The organism is Janthinobacterium sp. 344 (genome assembly GCF_900112025.1).
Lineage (GTDB): Bacteria > Pseudomonadota > Gammaproteobacteria > Burkholderiales > Burkholderiaceae_D > Janthinobacterium.
The window spans coordinates 14225-36575 of record NZ_FOKL01000010.1; the positions used below are offsets into that span (position 1 = coordinate 14225).

20 protein-coding genes are annotated in these 22351 nt (G+C 61.9%); 11 read left to right on the forward strand and 9 right to left on the reverse strand.

Going from position 1 to position 22351, the window contains the following annotated elements:
• Positions 1-25 precede the first annotated feature (25 nt).
• A complete protein-coding gene (locus BM193_RS22955; RefSeq protein WP_092801243.1) occupies positions 26-952 on the forward strand; it encodes an aldo/keto reductase in 927 nt (308 codons plus the stop codon).
• Between the two features lie 123 nt (positions 953-1075).
• Here BM193_RS22955 and pssA read toward each other — a convergent pair whose 3' ends face one another.
• A complete protein-coding gene (gene pssA / locus BM193_RS22960) occupies positions 1076-1861 on the reverse strand; it encodes a CDP-diacylglycerol--serine O-phosphatidyltransferase (RefSeq protein ID WP_092801246.1) in 786 nt (261 codons plus the stop codon).
• 213 nt (positions 1862-2074) lie between these two features.
• Here pssA and BM193_RS22965 point away from each other — a divergent pair, with 213 nt between their 5' ends.
• Positions 2075-3031, forward strand: coding sequence for a CAP domain-containing protein (locus tag BM193_RS22965; protein ID WP_368087099.1), 957 nt, complete (start codon positions 2075-2077; stop codon positions 3029-3031).
• A gap of 104 nt (positions 3032-3135) precedes the next feature.
• Positions 3136-3771: an Hpt domain-containing protein gene (locus BM193_RS22970; RefSeq protein ID WP_092801249.1), complete on the forward strand. Its 636-nt coding sequence runs from the start codon at positions 3136-3138 to the stop codon at positions 3769-3771.
• A gap of 9 nt (positions 3772-3780) precedes the next feature.
• Here the strand turns inward: BM193_RS22970 and BM193_RS22975 are convergent, their stop codons facing one another.
• From BM193_RS22975 to rpmH, 7 genes are all read right to left on the reverse strand, one after another.
• Positions 3781-3981, reverse strand: a complete 201-nt coding sequence (locus BM193_RS22975) for a hypothetical protein (RefSeq protein ID WP_092801252.1) — start codon at positions 3979-3981, stop codon at positions 3781-3783.
• A 92-nt stretch (positions 3982-4073) separates the two neighbouring features.
• Positions 4074-4379, reverse strand: a complete 306-nt coding sequence (locus BM193_RS22980; RefSeq protein WP_139176294.1) for a hypothetical protein — start codon at positions 4377-4379, stop codon at positions 4074-4076.
• An 11-nt stretch (positions 4380-4390) separates the two neighbouring features.
• Entirely contained in the window at positions 4391-5770 is a 1380-nt protein-coding gene (gene mnmE, locus BM193_RS22985; RefSeq protein WP_092801258.1) for a tRNA uridine-5-carboxymethylaminomethyl(34) synthesis GTPase MnmE, read from the reverse strand.
• 187 nt (positions 5771-5957) lie between these two features.
• Entirely contained in the window at positions 5958-7685 is a 1728-nt protein-coding gene (gene yidC, locus BM193_RS22990; protein ID WP_092801261.1) for a membrane protein insertase YidC, read from the reverse strand.
• 11 nt (positions 7686-7696) lie between these two features.
• Positions 7697-7957 carry a membrane protein insertion efficiency factor YidD gene (yidD, locus tag BM193_RS22995; protein WP_092801264.1) on the reverse strand — a complete coding sequence of 87 codons (261 nt, stop codon included), beginning with the start codon at positions 7955-7957 and terminating at the stop codon, positions 7697-7699.
• Positions 7954-8406, reverse strand: coding sequence for a ribonuclease P protein component (gene rnpA, locus BM193_RS23000; protein ID WP_254786383.1), 453 nt, complete (start codon positions 8404-8406; stop codon positions 7954-7956). The genes yidD and rnpA overlap by 4 nt, the downstream gene beginning before the upstream one ends.
• Before the next feature lie 8 nt (positions 8407-8414).
• A complete protein-coding gene (gene rpmH / locus BM193_RS23005; RefSeq protein ID WP_010401996.1) occupies positions 8415-8549 on the reverse strand; it encodes a 50S ribosomal protein L34 in 135 nt (44 codons plus the stop codon).
• Between the two features lie 624 nt (positions 8550-9173).
• On the opposite strand from rpmH, the gene dnaA reads away from it, so the two are divergent.
• The 8 genes from dnaA (at position 9174) to BM193_RS23045 (ending at position 20488) form a co-directional block, all read left to right on the forward strand.
• Positions 9174-10568, forward strand: coding sequence for a chromosomal replication initiator protein DnaA (gene dnaA, locus BM193_RS23010; RefSeq protein WP_092801270.1), 1395 nt, complete (start codon positions 9174-9176; stop codon positions 10566-10568).
• Between the two features lie 150 nt (positions 10569-10718).
• Positions 10719-11825, forward strand: a complete 1107-nt coding sequence (gene dnaN / locus BM193_RS23015) for a DNA polymerase III subunit beta (RefSeq protein WP_092801273.1) — start codon at positions 10719-10721, stop codon at positions 11823-11825.
• Between the two features lie 151 nt (positions 11826-11976).
• Positions 11977-14475: a DNA topoisomerase (ATP-hydrolyzing) subunit B gene (gene gyrB, locus BM193_RS23020; RefSeq protein ID WP_092801276.1), complete on the forward strand. Its 2499-nt coding sequence runs from the start codon at positions 11977-11979 to the stop codon at positions 14473-14475.
• A 146-nt stretch (positions 14476-14621) separates the two neighbouring features.
• Positions 14622-15764 (forward strand): serine hydrolase domain-containing protein, encoded by a 1143-nt coding sequence (locus tag BM193_RS23025; protein ID WP_217638515.1) that lies wholly within the window; start codon positions 14622-14624, stop codon positions 15762-15764.
• 129 nt (positions 15765-15893) lie between these two features.
• The gene (locus BM193_RS23030) at positions 15894-16814 is read left to right on the forward strand and encodes a bifunctional helix-turn-helix transcriptional regulator/GNAT family N-acetyltransferase (protein ID WP_092801279.1); all 921 of its coding nucleotides are present in this window, start codon (positions 15894-15896) and stop codon (positions 16812-16814) included.
• A gap of 127 nt (positions 16815-16941) precedes the next feature.
• Positions 16942-18081 (forward strand): GGDEF domain-containing protein, encoded by a 1140-nt coding sequence (locus BM193_RS23035; RefSeq protein WP_092801282.1) that lies wholly within the window; start codon positions 16942-16944, stop codon positions 18079-18081.
• Between the two features lie 88 nt (positions 18082-18169).
• A complete protein-coding gene (locus BM193_RS23040; RefSeq protein WP_092801285.1) occupies positions 18170-19168 on the forward strand; it encodes a hypothetical protein in 999 nt (332 codons plus the stop codon).
• Between the two features lie 171 nt (positions 19169-19339).
• Positions 19340-20488 carry an AI-2E family transporter gene (locus BM193_RS23045; RefSeq protein ID WP_092801288.1) on the forward strand — a complete coding sequence of 383 codons (1149 nt, stop codon included), beginning with the start codon at positions 19340-19342 and terminating at the stop codon, positions 20486-20488.
• A 16-nt stretch (positions 20489-20504) separates the two neighbouring features.
• On the opposite strand, the gene BM193_RS23050 is transcribed toward BM193_RS23045, so the two are convergent.
• Positions 20505-22241 (reverse strand): methyl-accepting chemotaxis protein, encoded by a 1737-nt coding sequence (locus BM193_RS23050; RefSeq protein WP_092801291.1) that lies wholly within the window; start codon positions 22239-22241, stop codon positions 20505-20507.
• Between the last annotated feature and the right edge of the window lie 110 nt (positions 22242-22351).

Here is a 22351-nt window from a genome sequence, read left to right on the forward strand (position 1 = left end):
CACCACACCACCAGAAAGCCAGCCCATGAGCCATGTATTTCCCGCCAGCCTGCAAGCGCCGCGCAGCCGTTTGAGCAGCAACGGTCCCGAACTGTCGCGTATCGTCGCCGGCATGTGGCGCATTGGCGAGTGGAATATGTCAGCGCAAGAACGCCTGGCCTTCATCGAGCAATGCCTGGCGCTGGGCGTGTCGAGTTTCGACCACGCCGATATCTATGGCGACTACAGCGCGGAAGGCCTGTTCGGCGAAGCGCTGGCCCTGCAGCCGGGCTTGCGCGAGAAGATGGAACTGGTCAGCAAATGCGGCATCAAGCTGCTCTCGCCGCACCGCCCCGGTCACGCCATCCAGCATTACGACACGAGCGCGGCGCACATCACCGGTTCCGTGGAGCACAGCTTGCGCCAGTTGCGCACGGACCGCCTGGACTTGCTGCTGATCCACCGTCCCGACCCGCTGATGGATTTCGACGAGATCGCCGGTGCCTTCAGCCAATTGAAGCAGGATGGCAAGGTGCTGCACTTCGGCGTGTCGAACTTCAGCCGCCACCAGTTCGACTGCCTGCACCGGCGTTTCCCCCTGGTGACGAACCAGGTGGAATGTTCGCCGCTGCACGTGGCGCCCCTGTTCGACGAAACCTTCGACGGCTTGCAGGACGTGGGGGTAGCGCCAATGATCTGGTCGCCACTGGCGGGCGGGCGCCTGTTCCAGGGGGGCGATGCGAATGTGGAGAACCTGCGCAATGTCATCAAGCAGATCGCCGACCAGCTGCAGCGCCCGTTTGCCAGCGTGGTGTTTGCGTGGATCATGCAATTGCCTTGCCGTCCCCTGCCGCTGACGGGCACGGGCCGCATCGAAGCCGTGGGCGTGGCCGTGGAAGGCACGCAGTTTTCGCTCAGCCGCAGCGACTGGTTCGCCATCCTGCGCGCCGCGCGCGGGCACGAGGTGGCCTAATACTTAGAAGGTCGAACAACCGTAGCGAGCGGCAGTGAGTTGTGGCCGAGAAGCGCAGCTGCGCGCATGCGCAGTGAGCATCGCAGGCCGCAAATCGCGACGCGCAGTAGGTTGTTAGGCGTTCTAGTCGATTTCGTCCGGATCGTTGAACACCTGCGGCAAGGCAATACCGCGCCAGCCCAGGTGCCACGCCAGGTTCAAGGCCAGGGTGGCGGCGATGTAGACGGCGAAGAACAGGGCGAAGAAACTCGTCTTCAGCCACACCAGCAGGGCGATGGCGACGATCAGCACCAGCAGCGCGGCCAGGCTTTTCTTTTGCTTGGAGCTAGGGAAGCGCAAGGTCGACACCATCAGGCTGCCCACGCCGACGAGCAGCAGCATCAGCAGATAGCTGTGCAGCATGGAATCGATGGGCGCGGGCCAGGCCACCACCACGGCCGCCACGCAGGCGGCGCCAGCCGTGATCGGCATGCCGACAAAATAAAGGGGGTCGGTACGGCCCACGTTCACATTGAAGCGCGCCAGGCGCATGGCGCCGCAGGCCACGAAGAAGAAGCTGGCCATGCCGCCAAAGCGCAGCAGCAGCGGATCGTGCACGCCCATCTGCACGAAGCCGTAGCAATACAACAAGACCGCCGGGGCGCAGCCGAAATTCATCACGTCGGCAATGGAATCGAGCTGCACGCCGAACTGCGAACTGGTGCCCGTCAGGCGGGCCACGTAGCCGTCCAGCGCGTCGAACACGCCGGCCAGGACCAGCAGGGCCGCGGCCAGGCGGTAGGCATCGGCGTCACCGACAGTGGCGTTATCGACGGAAATGACGATGCTGGCAAAGCCGCAAGCGATCGACAGCAACGTCACCATGCTGGGCAGGGCGTATTTGGCGCGCTGCAGGCGCGACTTGGGCAAAGTGTTCAAATTATGGGCAATCAAAGAATTCGGGAATAAAACAGCGCGGCGGCGCACGATGCACTATGCTCATTCTACCCTGTGCGGCGACGCTCGCCCCCCTGCACCGGCGCGCGACATATCTTTTCACTAGTGCTCTACGGCACATAAAAATGCCTTAGAATCGATTCCGGGGCAGCACGGCGGCCCCACAACATTTATACAGGAGTCAGCTTGATTGCCTTGTCACTGCGTTGGAAACATTATGTCCCCGCCCTTCTGGCCGCAGTACTGCTGAGCGCTTGCGGCGGTGGTGGCGACAGCGGCAACAATGCCGCACAACTCACCTCGACACCCGCCGGCCAGCTGACCCAGGAACCTGGCGCCCCCGTCCTGAGCAACAATATCGCCACGGACGGCTTCAACTGGATCAACTACCGGCGCAGCCAGGTCGGCCTGGCGCCGCTGGTGCGCAATAGCCTGATCGACAGCGCGGCACAAGGCCACACATCGTACCTGAACATCAATAATTTGGTAGCGCACGAGCAAATCCAGGGCAAGCCGGGCTTTACGGGAGTGGCGCCCTACGACCGCATCATCAAATCAGGCTATGCCATCACGTCCGTCTGGGGCGAGGTCATCGCTGGCGTGGCGACCAACTCCGGCTTCTACATGGCGGAAAACCTGATCACGGCCATCTATCACCGCTTCGTCATCTTTGAACCACTGTTCAAGGAAGGCGGCGCCGGCTCGGCCGTCAACAGCAGCGGCTACGCCTACTTCACCACCGACCTGGCCGGCAATAGCCGCTACGGTCTCGGCCTGCCCACCGGACAGGTCATCACCTATCCCTTCAACGGACAAGTCAAGGTCGCCACCAGTTTCTCCAGCAATGAAGAGACACCGGATCCCGTGCCCAACCAGGACGTGGTCGGCTACCCCATCAGCGTCCATGCGAATTTCGACGCCACGCTCAGCGTGACCGCCTTCACCGTGCGCCAGCACGGGAGCGGCACGGACCTGACGGTACGCCTGCTCACCAAGAGCACGGACCCCATCAATACCGCGCGTTCGGTCGCCGCCATCATTCCACTGGCGCCCTTGCTGGCGAACACGACCTATGATGTGAGTTTCATCGGCAAAGTCAGTGGCGCGGACGTCACGCGCAGCTGGTCATTCACCACGCGCTAGGCTGGCCCGCCCTGCCAAGCGGACGCAGCGTCGAGGACGACTGGATGTAAAATAGCTATTCCTGCTTTACGGCAATTGACAAGTTTTGGGGCGCTCTGCACAGCATGCTGAAACCACACGCCACTTGCGATGATGAGGCCGCCCTGGCGGCTTCCGACATGGTCCGCATTCTCGATGTCGAGAACGGACTGGGCCGTATCATGGGCGACCGCCTGCTGTATCTGAAAATCCTGCGCCGCTTCTTGCACGACCACGGCACCACGCCGTGCCAGATCCGCGCCGAGTTCGACGCCGGCAATTACAGTTCGGCACGCCTGAAGGCGCATACGCTGAAAGGCGCCGCCGGCATGATCGGCGCGCGCCATGTACACAGCCTGTCGGAAACGCTGGAATCGGCGCTGCGCGCGCAGGCGCCCGACCTGGCACAGCAAATGCTGCAGCTGGAACTGGCACAGGATCAATTGCTCGGAGCCGTCAGCAGCATGCTGGGCACGCCGGAGGCAACCCACACGGCGGCGCAGGACGTGGCGCCCGACCCGGCCGCGCCCGCCATCCAGCTGCTGCTGGCGCGCCTGGCCAGCCATTTGCGCGAAGGCGACGGCGCGGCCATCGACATCCTCGAAAATTCGGCCAGCCTGCTCGCCGCCAGCCTGGGCGTGACGGTGTACCAGGAAGTGGCCGCCGCCGCGCACGAGTTCGACTTCGACGGCGCCCTGGCGGCGCTGCTGCGGCGGCGCTAGCGACCGAATTCAAGGGTTGTACTGCGCCTCTTCCGCGTAAGCCATGCCACAGGTCTTGCCGCAAAAGCGGCGCACGGCATCGAGCGGCTTGTCGCAATACCAGCACGCGCCTTTCGGCGGCAAGGAGGCGATCAATTCCGGCATGGCCGGCAATGGCCGCGCCACCACCTCCGTCCCGCCTTCCACGACATCCGGCTGTTTGCTGTCCATGGCGCTTCCTTTCCTAGCGGCACTTCAAGGCCGCTCAGCAAGATTACGTCAGCGCAGTTTGGACTCCATGACATTTCTCAACGGGGCAGAGGCTAGCGTGACTTCCGGTAGCTGCGCACCGCATCATTGGCTTGCTCATCGATGACTTTCCGCAGCCGCGGCTGCTTGGCATACTTGGCGGAGAGCCGCCGCCACTGCCGCTGCGCCTGGCCGCAGGAATCGTCCACGGCCGCGATGATCTCGCGCTGCCGCGCCTTGTCGTTGTCATCCCACTCGCCGGCAAAATGCTCGCACGTTTGCGCCTGCGCAATGAACCGCGCCACGTCGCGCGGCAGCTTTTCCTGTGCCGGCGCCAGCAAGGGCAGACAGCACAGTACGCCAGCGATGAGGATTCTCATGGCGCGCCCGCTTATTTGCCGATACAGAAACGGCTGAAGATCACGCCCAGCAGATCGTCCGGCGAGAACTCGCCCGTGATGCTCGACAGTTGCACCTGCGCCAGGCGCAGTTCCTCGGCGAACAGGTCCAGCGACTGGTCATCCTGCGCCGCGTGCTCGGCGGCGATATTCAGGTGCTTGCCAGCCGATTTCAAGGCGATCAAATGGCGTTCGCGCGCCAGGTACAGCGATTCGCCCGTCTGCTGCCAGCCGGCGATGCGCAACAGTTCCGCGCGCAGCAAGTCGATGCCGATATGTTCGTGCGCCGACAGGTAGACGTGGGTGGCGTCGGGCAAGTTGTCGACGCTGGCCTTGTGGCCGGACAGGTCAATCTTGTTCCACACGCGCACCACGGGCACGCCTTCGGGGAAGGCGGCGACGATGGTTTCATCGGCCAGGGTGGGACCGTGGTCGGCGTCGAGCAGGTGCAGGATCACGTCCGCCTTGCCGATCTCGCCCCAGGTGCGTTCGATGCCGATGCGCTCGACGGCGTCGACGGTGTCGCCCGCGCTGCGGATGCCGGCCGTGTCGATGATGTTGAGGGGAATGCCTTCGATCTGGATGGTTTCGCTGACCTTGTCGCGCGTGGTGCCGGCGATCGGCGTGACGATCGCCACGTCCGCGCCCGCCAGCGCGTTCAGCAAGGACGACTTACCGACGTTGGGCTGGCCCGCCAGCACCACGTTCAGGCCTTCGCGCAGCAGCGCGCCCTGCGCCGCCTGGGCAAACACTTTATTCAAGGCTTCGATCACGGCTTTCAACTGGCCGCGCGCGTTCGATTTTTCCAGGAAATCGATTTCTTCCTCCGGAAAATCCAGGGTCGCCTCGACCAGCATGCGCAACCCCGTCACCTGTTCCACCAGCGCGTGGATCGTGTTCGAGAACGCGCCCGACAGCGATTGCGAGGCGGACTTGGCCGCCGCTTCCGTGGACGCGTCGATCAGGTCGGCCACGGCTTCCGCCTGCGCCAGGTCCAGCTTGTCGTTCAGGAAAGCGCGGCGCGTGAATTCGCCCGGCTCGGCCAGGCGCAAGCCGCTGTCCTTGCCCGCTTCGAGCACGCGCGCCAGCAGCAGTTGCAGGACGATGGGGCCGCCATGGCCCTGCAATTCCAGCACGTCTTCGCCCGTGTACGAATGCGGGCCCTTGAAGTGGATGGCGATGCCCTGGTCGATGATGGCGCCATCGGCTTCCGTAAACGGCAGATAGGTGGCGTGGCGCGGTTTCAGCGTTTGCGCGCCGAACAGGGCCGTCATCAGGGGGGCGAGGTTTTTGCCGGAGGCGCGTACCACGCCGATGCCGCCGCGTCCGGGAGCGGTGGCGATGGCGGCGATAGGGGAAGAGTCGAGTTTCATGGCGTAATTGTAGTGTATTCGGGGAAGGCTGCAGGGGCCGCGCTATTGTCAGCGACAAACCGGGCGCACATGAAAAGGGAGGTCTGTGGAAAACCGGCAAAACCCACCTTTTTTGACATCGGGCCCAGTGGGTACGATGTCAAAAAAAAAGCCCGCGCGAGGCGGGCTTTCTGTTCGCAGGCCGGAATTACTTGGCGGCGACCGCGTATTTCTTGGTGATCACCCATTGCTGGCCAATCGACAGGACGTTGTTGACGACCCAGTAGAGTACCAAGCCCGACGGGAAGAAGAAGAACATCACCGAGAATGCCAGTGGCATGAACAGCATCATCTTCGCCTGCATCGGATCGGCCGGGGCCGGGTTCAGCTTGGTCGTGATGTACATCGAGATCGCGTACAGCACCGGCAGGATGCACCATGGGTCATGCTGGGCCAGGTCGGTGATCCAGCCGATCCATGGCGCGCCGCGGATTTCCACGGACGCGTTCAGCACCCAGTACAGGGCGATAAACACGGGCATCTGGATCAGGATCGGCAGGCAGCCGCCCAGCGGATTGATTTTTTCCGTCTTGTACAGCTCCATCGTTGCCTGGTTCATCTTTTGCGGATCGCCCTTGTAGCGCTCGCGGATGGCTTGCATCTTCGGCGTGACCAGTTTCATCTTGGCCATGCTGCGGTAGCCCGCAGCCGACAGGGGGAAGAACGCCAGCTTGATCAGGATGGTGAAGGCGATGATGGTCCAGCCCCAGTTGCCCAGGACGCTATGGATATGTTCCATGACCCAGAAGATCGGCTTGGCGATGATGGTCAGCCAGCCATAATCCTTGACCAGTTCCAGGCCAGGCGAGACGGCTTCGAGCAGGTGGGCGATTTGCGGACCCGAGTACAGCTTGCTGTCCATGCTGGCCGAGGCGCCCGGCGCCAGGGTTGGCAAGGGCAGCACGTTGCCGATGGCGTACAGGTTGGTGCCGACCTTCTTCGTGAAGATGTCGCGCTTGGCGTTTTCAGGCGGAACAAAGGCGGAGACGAAGAAATGCTGCGAAATGGCGAACCAGCCGCCATTCGCCGTCTGCGGATGCAGCGCCTTCATGGCATTGTCGTTGCCCTTCTTCTCGTCTTCCACCGCGGCTTTTTCGATTTTCTCGAACGTCAGCTTCTGGTACTTGTCTTGCGGCGTGTACAGGGTCGGGCCCGTGAAGCTGCTGTTGAAGAACGAGTCGCCGACGGGCTTGTTGCCGTCATGCGTCAGTTGCAGGTACAGCTGTGGCGTGACGGGAGCCTCGCCCACGTTGGCCACGTCGTGGCGCACGTCGATGACGTAGTCGCCGCGCTTGAAGGTAAACGTCTTGGTCAGCTTGACGCCGCCTTCGACCGCTTCCATCACCAGTTGCACTTGCTTGCCGTCACCCAGGGTGCGCACGCCAGGCTGCACGGTGAAACCGCTCGCATGGGTAGGGAAAGGACCGCCAACCAGGCCCGACTGCGCCAGGTAGGTGTGGTTCGCGCCTTCGTCGAACAGCACTTCGTTTTGCTTGCCTTCATCCGGCTGGCACCATTTGAACAGGCCGAAGCAGCCGCCAAACCAGCCCGGATTACCCGCGCCCTTGAATTTCAGCAATTCCAGACGCTTGACCTGGCCGCCCAGGGTGTCGATATCGACCTTGATGACGTCGGTGGTGATGGTAATCACTTCGCGCTTGAAGGCGGCGGGATCGGTCACTTCGCCAGGCACGGCGGTCGCGCCGGCGGCTGGCAGAGCGGCCGTCTTGGCCGGGGTCACAGGCGCCTTGGCGGTTTGTTCCGTGTTCGCGGAGAACATCGACGGCTTGCCGTTCGAGATCATCCATTCGTTCCAGAGAATTACCAGCGAGACGGAAAACACGATCCACAGGATGGTACGTTTATTGATATCCATTAGGGTATTTGTCAGGAGTGGTTGCAACCGCAAGCGGTCGTTGAAGATTGTTTGCAATCGGCCGGCGGCACCGGGTCGACGCCCCCTTCATTCCAGGGGTGGCAGCGGCACACGCGCTTGGCAGCCAGCAGGCTGCCCTTGGCGGCGCCGTGCACGCGCAACGCTTCCATCGCGTAATGCGAACAGCTCGGATAGAAACGGCAATTCTGTCCCAGCACGGGGCTGATCAGCAACTGATAAGCACGCAACAGGAACAGCAGCAGGGTTTTCATGGCGCGGAAGGTGGTGGCGCAGCAACAGAACGGGCCTGGGCGGCGATTTGCCCTGCGAACAGGCGGCTCAATTCTTCACGCAGCTCGGCTTTGAGCTGGGTCGTGGTGGCCGGACCATCCTTGCTGTTGACGGCGCGCGACAGGCGCACCACACAGTCGACCGGCGGCAGCGCGCTGTTGCGAAACAGCTCGCGCGTCACGCGCTTGATCGTGTTGCGGGTCGCCGCGCGGGGCGCGAAACGCTTGGCCACAACGACGCCCAGCCGCGCATGCGGCAATTGATTGTGTCGGGTGTACAGCACAAAATGCGCTGTTTTTTGCGAAGGGCGCAAACGAAAAACGGATGAAAATTCATCCGTTTTAACGATACGCCGAAAGCGCGCGAAGTCGTGTGAACCTTCGCGTTGATTGCCGACTGGAGTACAGCTAGCCACGCGATCAGCTGTCAACGACAAGCCTAGACGGCCAGACGTTTGCGGCCCTTTGCGCGACGTGCGTTGAGCACATCACGGCCACCACGGGTAGCCATACGAGCGCGGAAGCCGTGCGTACGCTTGCGGCGAACGACGGAAGGTTGGTAAGTACGTTTCATGTTGGTCTCGCTAAAAACAAAAAAAATGCAAAATCGGGTCTGACGTCCCGTCAGTTTTTGGTGCCAATGACAATCGCGCACTTATGCCAAGGCACAAGCTGGCCAATCTCATCGCCCGCTGGAACGCGCACCAAATCTACTACGCGGAGCGATTTGCGGCCTCCGGTGCTCACTGTGCCTTCGCACAGTTGCGCGCCTCAGCCACAACTCATCACCGCTCGCTACGATTTGGTACTGCGTCGTTAATCCACGCTTAGTCCATATTGTCGTTCCAAATGAATAAACACGGAATACGGGCGGGGAACCCTGAATTATTCAGCATATGCCCCCCTCTTGTCAAGGATTGCCGTGATCGCCTGGAAATTTGCGCGCCGCTCCCCGTCTGCGCCAGAGGCCGCACCAGCACTGCCTGCAACGGGATAACCGGGGGATAAGTCCAGGCTTATGCACACGGCGCCCCACCCCGCCACACAAAAATAACAGCCGTGCCTGTGGATAACTTTCGCAGTCGGGAGTAGAATAGCGCGTTACGTGTGGCGAGCCCTCGCGCGACGCCGGCCTTGCAACACGGTGAACGCAGGGCAGAATCGATACGCCCTCCCACACCTTTTCACATAGACATACATGGATAATTTCTGGCAGGCCTGTTCCGCGCAGTTGGAACTGGAGCTGACACCGCAACAATTCAGTGCGTGGATCAAACCGCTTATCCCTCTCGATTACGAAGAGGGCAAGCTGCGCATTGCTGCGCCCAATCGCTTCAAGCTCGATTGGGTCAAGACCCAGTTCGCCAGCCGCATCACGGCCCTGGCCATTCAATACTTCGAAGCGCCGACGGACGTGCAGTTCGTGCTCGACCCGCGCCTGGCCCTGCCGAAGAAGCCCGTGACCACCAGCACCCCGGCCAGCGATCCGAATGGCGGCGCGCCCAGCGCGCGCGCCGCGGAGCCGCAGCCGAGCGTGCCGGAACTGAGCATCGGCGCCGCGCCACGGCGCGAGCAGAGCCGCATCAACACCGACCTGACCTTCGACAGCTTCGTGACGGGTAAAGCCAACCAGCTGGCGCGCGCCGCCGCCATCCAGGTGGCGAACAACCCGGGCGTGTCGTACAACCCGCTGTTCTTCTACGGCGGCGTCGGCCTCGGCAAGACCCACTTGATCCACGCCATCGGCAACCAGGTAATGGCCGACAACCCGGGCGCGAAAATCCGCTACATCCACGCGGAACAGTATGTGCGCGACGTCGTGACCGCTTACCAGCGCAAGGGTTTCGACGATTTCAAGCACTACTATCACTCGCTCGACATGCTGCTGATCGATGATATCCAGTTCTTTGGCGGCAAGAGCCGCACGCAGGAAGAGTTTTTCTATGCGTTCGAGGCATTAATTGCCGCGAAGAAACAAATCATCATCACCTCGGATACGTATCCGAAGGAAATCACGGGCATGGACGACCGCCTGATCTCGCGCTTCGACTCGGGCCTGACGGTGGCCATCGAACCGCCGGAACTGGAAATGCGCGTGGCGATTCTGCTGAAAAAAGCCAAGCAGGAAGGCGTGACCTTCTCCGACGACGTGGCGTTCTTTGTCGCCAAGCACTTGCGCTCGAACGTGCGCGAGCTGGAAGGCGCGCTGCGCAAGATCCTCGCGTACTCGCGTTTCCATGGCAAAGATATAACGATTGATATCGTCAAGGAAGCCCTGAAGGACTTGCTGTCGGTGCAGAACCGCCAGATTTCCGTGGAAAACATCCAGAAAACGGTGGCCGACTTCTTCAATATCAAGGTTGCCGACATGTATTCGAAGCGCCGCCCCGCGAATATCGCCCGGCCGCGCCAGATCGCCATGTACCTGGCCAAGGAATTGACACAGAAGAGCCTGCCGGAAATCGGCGAGCTGTTCGGCGGCCGCGACCACACCACGGTGCTGCATGCCGTGCGCAAGATCGCGCTGGACCGTACCAAGAATCCGGAATGCAACCATGAATTGCATGTGCTGGAGCAAACACTAAAAGGTTAAGCGCCGCTTGGGCAAGACTGGCTCAAAACGTGCTTTACCCTTATTATCTGGGAGGGCGCCGCAGCCGGTCTGTCGGGGCTCCCCATGGCAAGAATTGTTAAATTAATACGTTAAACGTCGTACTGTTCAACCTATACATTGAGGATAAATATGCAATTGGTCAAAACCACCCGAGATACCCTTCTCCGGCCACTGCAGATCGTGAGCGGTATTGTCGAGCGTCGGCACACTATGCCGATTCTGGCCAATATCCTCATCCGCAAAGACGGTGAAAATGTCTCCTTCCTGTCGACCGACACCGAAGTGCAGATCACCACGCACGCGGAAATCGGCTCCGGCGCGGACGTCACCGGCACCACCGTGGCCGCGCGCAAGCTGCTCGACATCCTGCGCGCCCTGCCCGAATCGGGCGACGTCACGATGACCCTGCTGAACAAGCGCCTGACCGTGCAAACGGGCAAGTCGCGCTTCGCGCTGCAAACCCTGGCGGCGGAAGAGTTTCCAACCGTGCAACAAGCGGAAAGCTACAACGCGACCGTCACCCTGCCGCAGAAAACGCTGAAGCACCTGTTCAACATGGTGCATTTCTCGATGGCGCAGCAAGACATCCGCTATTACCTGAACGGCTTGCTGCTGGTATTGGATGGCAATAATGTCATCGCCGTGGCCACCGACGGCCACCGCCTGGCGTTTTGCCAGGTCGCCACCGAACAGACCTTCGCGCGCCAGGAAGTGATTATCCCGCGCAAGACCATCATAGAACTGCAGCGCCTGCTGGAAGAGAACGATGAGCCAGTGCAGCTGGACATCGCCGCCAACCAGGTGAAGCTGACCTTCGCCGACATCGAGCTGATCTCGAAGCTGGTGGAAGGCAAGTTCCCCGACTACACGCGCGTGATTCCTAAAGGTTACAAGAACGACTTCACGATCGGCCGCGATGAGCTGCTGCGTTCGCTGCAACGGGCCGCCATCATGACCAGCGACAAGTTCAAGGGCGTGCGCTGCATCATCACCCCGGGCAGCATGAAGATCAGTTCGACCAATGCGGACCAGGAAGAAGCCGTGGAAGAGCTGGAAATCGACTACGGCGGCGATTCCGTCGACATCGGCTTCAACGTGACGTATCTGCTGGACGTGCTGAACAACCTGAAATGCGAGTACGTCAACATCGCGCTGGGCGACTCGAACTCGTCCGCCCTGATCTCCATCCCGGACAACGCCGACTTCAAGTATGTCGTCATGCCGATGCGCATTTAAAACAGGGGTCGGACCCGTCGGGTCCGACCCCGGCATTTCGCCGTTGGGTTGAAATGCGATATCAAGCAATCAAGAAACCCAATGAAAAGCTGGGGTCAGACCCAACAGGGTCTGACCCCGGAACAGTACTAGTTAATTGAGAAAGCAGTCCATGTCCGAGAATCCACAAGACACCCCGATCCAGGCCAAAACGGAAGAATACGGCGCCGCCTCCATCCAGATCCTGGAAGGCCTGGAAGCCGTACGCAAACGCCCGGGCATGTACATTGGCGACACCTCGGACGGCACCGGCTTGCACCATCTGGTATTCGAAGTGCTGGACAACTCGATCGATGAATCGCTGGCCGGCCACTGCACGGAAATCCACGTCACCATCCACAGCGACAACTCGATCTCGATCACCGACAATGGCCGCGGCGTGCCGACCGGCCTGAAAATGGACGACAAGCACGATCCGAAGCGTTCGGCAGCGGAAATCGTCATGACGGAACTGCACGCGGGCGGCAAGTTCGACCAGAACTCGTACAAAGTCTCGGGCGGCTTGCACGGCGTGGGCGTGTCCTGCGTGAATGGCCTGTCGAAACTGCTGAAACTGACCATCCGCCGCGATGGCAAAGTGCATTACATGGAATTCGTGCGCGGCGTGCCGCAAAACCGTGAAATCGAAATGCGCGACGGCGTGGCCGTATCGCCCATCAAGGTCATCGGCGACACCGACAAGCGCGGCACGGACGTGCACTTCTGGGCCGACGAGGAAATCTTCACGCACGTGGAATTCCATTACGAAATCCTGGCCAAGCGCATCCGCGAACTGTCCTTCCTGAACAATGGCGTCAACATCAAGCTGTCGGACCAGCGCACGGGCAAGGAAGAAATCTTCGCCTTCGAAGGCGGCACGCGCGGCTTCGTCGAGTACATCAACAAGGCCAAGTCGGTCTTGCACCCGACCATTTTCCAGGCCACGGGCGAGCGCCTGTCGGACCAGGGCACGAATATCTCGGTCGACGTGTCGATGCAGTGGAACGATGCCTACAATGAGCAGGTGCTGTGCTTCACGAACAACATCCCGCAACGCGACGGCGGCACCCACCTGACGGGCCTGCGCGCGGCAATGACGCGCGTCATCAACAAATACATCGATGAACACGAGTTCGCCAAAAAGGCGAAAGTGGAAATTTCCGGCGACGACATGCGCGAAGGCCTGACCTGCGTCTTGTCGGTGAAAGTGCCGGAACCGAAATTCTCGTCGCAGACGAAAGACAAGCTGGTGTCGTCCGAAGTGCGCGGCCCCGTCGAAGAGATCGTCGCCAAGACCCTCGCCGATTACCTGCAAGAAAAACCGAACGACGCCAAGATCATTTGCGGCAAGATCGTCGAAGCGGCGCGCGCGCGCGAGGCGGCCCGCAAGGCCCGCGACCTGACCCGCCGCAAAGGCATCATGGACGGCCTGGGCCTGTCGGCCAAGCTGGCCGATTGCCAGGAAAAAGACCCCGCCCTGTGCGAACTGTACATCGTCGAGGGTGACTCGGCAGGCGGCTCGGCAAAACAGGGACGCGACCGCAAGTTCCAGGCGATCCTGCCGCTGCGCGGTAAAGTGCTGAACGTGGAAAAAGCCCGTTTCGAGAAAATGCTGTCGTCCGAGCAGATCACCACCCTGATCGCCACGCTCGGCACCTCGATCGGACCGGATGAATTCAACGTCGAGAAACTGCGCTACCACCGCATCATCATCATGACCGATGCGGACGTCGACGGCGCCCACATCCGCACCCTGCTGCTGACCCTGTTCTACCGCCAGATGCCGCAGCTGGTCGAGCGCGGCCACATCTACATCGCACAACCGCCGCTGTACAAGGTCAAGGCCGGCCGCGACGAGCGCTATCTGAAAGATGACGCCGAAGAAGCCAGCTACATGATGACGGTGGCCCTGAACACGGCCGTGCTGGTGCCGCGCGAAGGCGCCGAAGGCATTTCCGGCGAGACCCTGGCCGAGCTGGTGCGCAAGTTCAACCTGTCGAACAGCATCATGACGCGTTTGACGCGCGTCATCGACCGCGCCGCCCTGACGGCCATCATGACGGGCGTGCAGCTGGACTTGTCGAGCCTGGAACTGGCGGAAAAATCCGCGCAGGCCCTGCAAGCGGCCATCAACGATACCGCCGTGCAAGTGCACGTGCGCTCCGACGACCTGTCGGAAAAGCACATGCTGCGCATCGAGCGCATGCACCACGGTAACGTCAAGGTCACGGCCATCGACGCCGACTTCGTGCAAGGCCCGGACTACGCCGTGCTGAGCAACGGCGCCGCCACCTTCGAAGGCCTGATCGGCGAAGGCGCCTTCGTGCGCCGCGGCGAAGGCGAGCGCGTCAAGGAAATCGCCGTGGTCGACTTCCACCAGGCCATGCAATGGCTGCGCGACGAAGCCGAGCGCACCGTCTCGAAACAGCGCTACAAGGGTCTGGGCGAAATGAACCCGGATCAATTGTGGGAAACGACGATGGACCCGACCGTGCGCCGCCTGTTGAAAGTGCAGATCGAAGACGCCATTGCGGCCGATCAGATCTTCACGACCCTGATGGGCGACGACGTGGAACCACGCCGCGCCTTCATCGAAAACAACGCGCTGCGCGCGGGCAATATCGACGTGTAAGCCAGCGTAAAAAGAAGACGCCACCTCCGGGTGGCGTTTTTTTATCCAGCGGCGCTGCTCACTCTCTGGCAAAACCATGCGCGTGACTTTTTTCTGTCGCCGCTGAACCCATTATGCGAGAATTCCCCTCCCCCCTAATGGTGCGCATGATGAGAAAATTCGCCGCAATTATCACTGGACTGACACTAGCGCTGGCAGCTTGCAAGCCCGCAGCCACGGCACCCGCACCTGATATTCCTGCGGCAATGAGGCAGACCGCGACCACCCTGCTGCAGTCAGAACTGCTGCACGCGACCTCGATTGCCGTCGTTTATCGCGGCCAGGAATTCATTCTGCATCAAGGCGAACTGGAGAGCGGCAAGGCCAACCCGCCGACCGATACGACACTGTATGAAATCGGCTCAATCAGCAAAACTTTTGCTGGCCTGCTACTGGCGAATGCCGTGCTTGACGGCAAGGCTGCGCTCGACGATCCCATACAAAAGTACCTGCCGGCCGCCTACCCGAACTTGCAGGCGCAGGGGCAGCCGGTGCGCTTGCGCCATTTGATCACGCACACCAGCACCATGCCGGGCATGCTGCCCTTGCAGGTGAACAGCATATTGCAGGATTTCACCGCACACGCCACGCCGGCCAAGCTCAATGCCGCCTACGCCAACTACGGTCAACGGCAATTCTGGCAGGACTTGCACACCGTCACCATCCAGGGTCCGCTTGGCAAGGACTACGCATATTCCAGCGCCGGTACCGAACTCGTTGCGCACGCACTCGAAACAATCTACGGCATGCCCTATGACGTCCTGCTCACGCAATTCGTCGCGCGCACAGCCGGCATGCACGATACCCGGCTGAGACTCACGGCCGGGGAAGCCGGCCGGCTGGCGCCCGGCTACCACAGCGACAATCCCGTCATCACGACACCGATGCCACAACTGCCGTGGGGGGCCGCCGGCAACCTGAAGTCGACGATGCCGGATATGGCGAAGTACCTGCGCCTGCAACTGGGCGCCCATCCCGCGGTCGTCGAATCGCACACGCCGCTGGTACGCTTTCAGGACGACTTCAGCATTGGCTATTTCTGGAACATCGGTACCAATCGCCAGTTGGGCACGCATTATGTGCACCATGGCGGCGTGCCGCGTGCGCAAAGCTACGCCTACGTCGTTCCCCAATATCAGCTGGGGGTCTTCATCATCACCAACCAGAGCGGCAATGCCACTGCCGGCGCCATGGAAAGCGCGCTGGCGCATCTTTTCGACACGGTGGAATCCCTGGAAAGCGCGAGGTAGGCCCTCTCGCAAGGCCGCATTTTTATGCGCATGCGCATTGTGCCGGATGGTCCCACCTCGCAACTTCACGTTGACATAGTTGCTTTAGGCAAGCAATAATCTGCCATAAGCAAGCAACTGGAGTCCACCATGTCCACGCAGTCACTCCGCGAACGCACGGACACCGTGCGTCGTTTTAACCGTTTCTATACGCACCAGATTGGCGTACTGCATGAGCACTTGCTCGACAGCGCTTTTTCGCTGACGGAGGTGCGCATCCTGTATGAACTGGCGCACCGGAGCGATCTCACCAGTGCGGACCTGTGCCGCGAACTGGGCTTGAACGCGGGCTATCTGAGCCGGGTCATTGCCGGGTTCACGAAACAGGGGCTAGTCGCCAAGACGCGCTCGCCGACGGATGCGCGCGCGGTGCAGTTGCAGCTGACGGAGGCAGGGCAGCACACGCTCGCGCCTCTGGTCGAGGCGTCGCGGCGCGACGTCGCCGCCATGCTGGAACGCTTGCCAGCGACGGCGCAACAGGATCTGGTCGCCGCCATGGGGCAGATCGAGAACCTGCTGGGTGCACCATCACACAGTTACCTCCTGCGCAATCCGCAGCCGGGCGACATGGGCTGGATCATCCACCGCCAAGCCGTGCTGTATGCACAGGAATATGGCTGGAACAACGAGTATGAGGCACTGGCCGCCGACATTCTCGCCAAGTTCATGCGGGAATTCGACCCGGCCGCCGAACGCTGCTGGATTGCCGAGAAGGATGGCAAGGTGGTCGGTTCCGTCTTCATCGTGCGCCAGGATGCCAGCACGGCAAAGCTGCGCCTGCTATACGTCGATCCGTGCGCGCGTGGCATGGGTATCGGCAGCCGCCTGGTCGATGAATGCCTGCGCTTCAGCCGCCAGGCGGGCTACACGAAAATGGTCTTGTGGACCAACAGCGTGCTGACGGGCGCGCGGCGCATCTACGATCAGGCCGGCTTTCAGCTGGTCGAGGAAGAGGCGCATCACAGCTTTGGCAAGGACTTGATGGGCCAGGTGCTGGCGCGCGACCTTTGACAGAGTGGACTGGCCACGCCGCCCCACATCGCTGTGGCGTCGACAGGACAGTGGCCGCCCCTTTCCCTACGCGAGTCACCATTCCCGCTAGGAAAGTATTACACTAGTTCCTGAGCGCAACTTATTCATGCGCATCCGCCATGCCGCGCAGCGCCGCCGGCAGGCGCCCCTGCCGCAAGGCTTGTTGTCTGCCTGGACGAATGCAATGTTCACTTCGCGCAACCTGTCTCCTGCCTTGTATTACCTGTTCTTTTCAGGAGAACGGGAGCAGCAGCAGCGCTTTTTCAAGGAACTGCATTTCATTTCGATAGCCATCCTGACCTTTGGCCTGGCTTGCTGGCTGGTCACGTTCAGCCTGACCTTGCCGCGCGCCTCGCTTGATCATGCGCAGGCGGCGCTGGGTGTGACGGGCATGCTGGTCGGGCTGGTGCTGACGGTGTATGCCAGGTCGCTGCAGGCGATTATCGCCAGTGGCACCATCAGCGTGCTGTTCATCGGTTTCAGCTTTCGCGTGCTGATGCTGGGCACGGAAGACCCCGCCTTCTGGGTGCTGCCGCTGGGCGTGATGATCACCCTGACGACGGCGCCCATCTTCAGCGGCATCGCGTATTACCTGGGCGTGTCGCTGGGCGTGTGGGCCATCCTGGGGCTGGGGCAGTTTCCCGTGCACGCGGGCCAGGCCGACCAGCATTGGCCCGTGCTGGCCGTCACCATCAGCGTGATCATCGGCCTGGCGCTGAACATCTATTTTCTCGTCTTGCGCATCCATAACTACCGCGCCCAGCGCGACCTGGCGACGATGGCCTACAAGGATGGCTTGACCGGACTCAACAATCGTCGCATGTTCACGCAAAGCGCGCGCACCCTGCAGCACACGGCGCGCACGCCCGCGTATTTCCTGATGATCGACATCGACGACTTCAAGAAAATCAACGACGTGTATGGCCACGAGGCGGGCGATGAAGTCCTGAAAAAGATCGCCGAGGTGATCGCGCGGCTGTCGGGCGAACATTTGTGCGGCCGCCTGGGCGGCGAGGAGTTCGCCGTCATCTACCAGGGCGAAAAGCAGGCGGCCTGCGCCTTTGCCGCGCAGCTGGTCGACAGCGTCGAAACGGCGTTCGAGGCGGAACGCAAGGTTTCCGTCAGCATTGGCGTGGCGGAACTGCTCAAGGAAGTCGACTTGTCGCACAGCTACCGGCGCGCCGATGAATCCTTGTACCTGGCCAAGAAGAACGGCAAGAACCGCTACGTGCTCAACGCCGCTTGAGAAAACGCCATTTCCTCACAGAATGCTAATATCGCGGCCCGCGCGTGCCGCCAACCGGACCGGCATGGCGTCTCGACAAGGATGGCCATTGAACTCCCGCACATGCTCCCTGTTTTCCCTGCTGTCGCTGTGCGCGGCCCTGGGCGCGCCACTCCACGCGCAAACGCTCGATGACGCCGCCTTCGTGGCCGCCACCGTGCCCGTGCCGTCGCCGCCGCTGCGTTTGAGCGAGCATCCGCAGATCCGCGCCGACGTCTTGAAACTGCTCGGCTATGCGCGCGGCAGTTATACGCAAGGTCATGTCCTGATCGCGCGCCAGGTGCTCGACGCCATGCACTCGCTGGACGATATCCAGCGCACCACGCTGCCCGACGGGCGCTCCGTGCTGGCCTCCATCGACGCCGGCACGCACGGCGCGCAACGCGCCGCCATGCTGTTCGACCCGCAGCGCAAGCTGCTGGCGCTGGGCCTGGTCAACGGCCATTGCCAGCCCGTGCCCGGCGATGACGCACCCGCCTGCCTGCCCGCCACGCACGCCGTGCTGACCGTGTTTTTACCGCCGGGCGCCCAGGACGAGATGGCCGCGCCGCTGCTGGTGTGGGCGCGGCAGCTGCCGCCCATGCTGGCGCGGGCTGCGCCGGAACAGCGGCAAGGCATCGCTGCCGTGGAATACGTCACCACGCGCCCCGGCCAGCCCGGCTGGGCAGCGTCCGACGTGCCGCCCGGCTTTCCCGCCAGCCTGCTGCACCTGCTGTTGCCGAACGCGCAATTGTGCGGCAGTGCCAGCGGCGGCAAGCGCATTGCGCCGGCAGGGCTGGCGGGTTTGCCCATGCGCACGCCGGCGGAACAGGCGCAGGCCGGCGACGCGCCCCCGCCCGACACCGACATCACCCTGCGCAGCTATGCCGATTTTCACTGGGTGCTGAACACCTACGCCAAGCTGGCCAAGGGCGCGCAAGTGAAGGGCTATGACGACAAAGTCGTGTTCACCGGCAGCGATGCCAGCGGCCGCTACACGGTGACCTTGCGCGAGCCGGACAAGGAAAACGGCGTCTTCATCACCGTGGCCAGCTGGCTCAACAAATAGCGGGAATGCGCGGGCGGACAGGGGAAAGCATTGCCTCCTCGCACAAGAGCATGGCATTTTGGCATTTTGCGGTATGATTTCCGGTCGTGCGGCGCTGCCCGGTCCCTGCCTTGCCCACCCCTCTCATCAAGCCAGCCACGCTTGAGTAGCATTCTGTCCTAAGGAACTCTTATGTTCGGTTTTAACTTGCGCGTCGCCAAGATGGTATGGACGGCATTCCTGATCGTCTTCCTGCTCTTCCTCACTTACAAGGTCTCGTCGACCCTGATCGTGGTGGTCTTTGCCATTTTCTTCAGCTATCTCGTGTATCCGCTGATCGGGCTGCTGGAGCGCTATGGTCCGAAACGCCTGCCGCGCACGGCCAATATCGGCATCGTCTTCCTGGTGGTGATCTTGCTGGTGGCCGTGCTGGGCTCGATCTTCGGGGCGCGGATCGAAGAGGAAGCGATCAAGCTCAGCGATCAGTTGCCGACCCTACTCAAGGGCAATAACTTCGCCGAACGCATTCCTTTGCCGGAATTCATGGAACCGTTGCGCGCGCGCCTGCTGTCCTTCCTTCAAACGCAGCTGAGCAGCGGTACCGGACAGGCCATGCCGCTGGCAAAAGAACTGGGCCTGACCGTCATGCATGCGGCCAGCAACCTGATCTATCTGGTGCTGGTGCCCGTGCTGAGCTTTCTGCTGATCAAGGAAGGCCCGGACATGCGCGACGGCTTGCTGTCCCTGCTGAACCGTCCCAACAAGAAACTCTGGGGCGCCATCATCGACGACCTCGACATCTTGCTGTCGCGCTATGTGCGTGCCCTGCTGCTGCTGTCGATCGCCACGTTTGTCTCCTACAGCATCGCCTTTTCCCTGCTGGGCGTGCCGTACAGCCTGCTGCTGGCCGGCGCTGCCGCCTTGTTGGAATTTATTCCGTTTGCCGGCCCGCTGGCGGCCGCCGTCATCGCCGTCGTCGTGGCCGGCTTCAGCGGCTACGAACACGTGTTCTGGCTGATCGGCTTTATCGCCGCCTACCGCTTGTTCCAGGATTACGTCGTCAATCCGTATCTGATGAGCGAGGGCGTGGAAGTGAGCCCGCTGATGGTGATCGTCGGCTTGCTGGCCGGCGACCAGCTCGGTGGCGTGGTGGGCATCTTCCTGTCCGTGCCCGTGATGGCGGCCATCAAGATCGTCTTCGTGCGCGCCCGTGCCGCCTTGCAGGCGCGTCACGATGCTCTTGAGAAAGCGGAGCAGGCAGCGGAGGAAGCGCGCGCCCAGGCCCTGGCCGAGGCGGCGCGCTTGCAGGAACAGGGCAGCAAGGTGGCCCTGGAACCGTAGTCACGCAAGAAGTCAGTTAGAACTCTTCCCACTCGCCGCTGCTGTCAGCCATCGGTTTGGCTGGACGCGGCTTGGCGGCGGCAGGTGCGGGTGCGGCCGCCGCGCTGGCTGGCGCCAGGCGCAGCGCCGGGCGCTTCAGGGCGCTACTGCCGGCGGCCACGACGGGCTTGCGCAAGGCCGGCTTGGCCGCTGCCGGGCCACTGTGGGCGGCATCGAGTTTGAAAATGCTGACCATCTCGGCCAGCGCGGCCGCCTGCTCCTGCATCGATTCCGAGGCCGCCGCCGCTTCTTCCACCAGCGCCGCGTTCTGTTGCGTCACGGTATCCATTTCCGCCACGGCCTGGTTGATCTGGCCGATGCCCAATTCCTGTTCGCGGCCGGCGGCGCTGATTTCCGCCATGATGTCCGTCACGCGGCGGATGCTGGACACGATCTCGTCCATGGTCGTGCCCGTCTGAGTGACCAGTTCGCTGCCGTTGCCCACGTTGCGCACCGACGCTTCGATGAGCACCTTGATATCCTTGGCGGCGGAAGCCGAGCGGTGCGCCAGGTTGCGCACTTCCGTGGCGACGACGGCAAAGCCGCGCCCCTGTTCGCCGGCGCGCGCCGCTTCCACGGCCGCGTTGAGGGCCAGGATATTCGTCTGGAAAGCGATGCCGTCGATGACGCCGATGATGTCGGCAATCTTTTTCGACGATTCGCTGATGGTGCCCATGGTATCGACCACTTGCGCCACCAGCGCGCCGCCTTTCACCGCCACGTCCGAGGCGGAAACGGCCAGCTGGTTGGCCTGGCGCGCATTGTCGGAGTTCTGCTTGACGGTCGAGGTCAGCTCTTCCAGCGACGACGCCGTTTCTTCCAGGCTCGACGCCTGCTGTTCCGTGCGGCTCGACAAATCCAGGTTGCCCGAAGCGATTTCATTGCTGGCCGTGGCGATGGCGCCGCTGCCGTCGCGCACGCCGCGCACGGTAGTCGACAGGCGTTCCTGCATTTGCTTCAAGCCCGTCAGCAAGGCGCCCATCTCGTCGTGGCGCGTGATGACGATGTCGTTGGCCAGGTTGCCATCGGAAATGGCGCCAAAATGGCGCAGGGCCTGGTCCAGCGGACCAAAGATGGCGCGCAGCAAGAGGATGCTGGAAATGATGATCAGCAAGGCGCCCACCACCATGCCGATGATGGCCATGGTCACTTGCGTGTGGTAGCGGGCCTGGCTGTCGACATACATCTTTTCGGCCGAACTGGCCTGGTACTTGGTCAGCGTTTCCACCGACGCTTCCAGCGCGCGCGACAGCGGCGACAGGCCCGTCATCATCAGCGCATCGGCTTGTTCAATTTTGCCATCGCGCAAAGCCTTGTCCAGCGCCAGCAAGCCGTTATTGATGTACTCGCCGCGCTTCTTGTCCGTGTCGTCCGACATGCTTTTTTCTTCCGCGCTTTGCGGCAAGGCCAGGTAACGCTTCCAGGCCGTGTTCGACGCTTCCAGGAATTGCTCCGCGCGTACCAGGGTGTCCTTGGCATCGGCGGCCTCGGGATGCACCATCACGCGGTCCATCGTGAAGCGGGCGCGGCCCAGGGAGATCTGCGACTCGCCAATCGCCTGCATCGAGGCCAGCTGGTTGCTGTAGACCTCGTTGAGGCTGCTGTTGGCCGATTTCAGCCCGATCATGCTCATGGCGCCCAGCACGGCGATCAGCAAGCCCAGCACACTCATGGTGGCGATCAGGCGCATTTTTATTGTTATATTCGAGAGCATGCAATTTTCCTTGGTAGGGGCGCAACCATGCCTGCGCTTGCCGGACGGCGTCGCGGCAAATGCCAGATGGGCGGGGCAATTCTTAATTGTTCAGGACAAAGTTCGGTCGA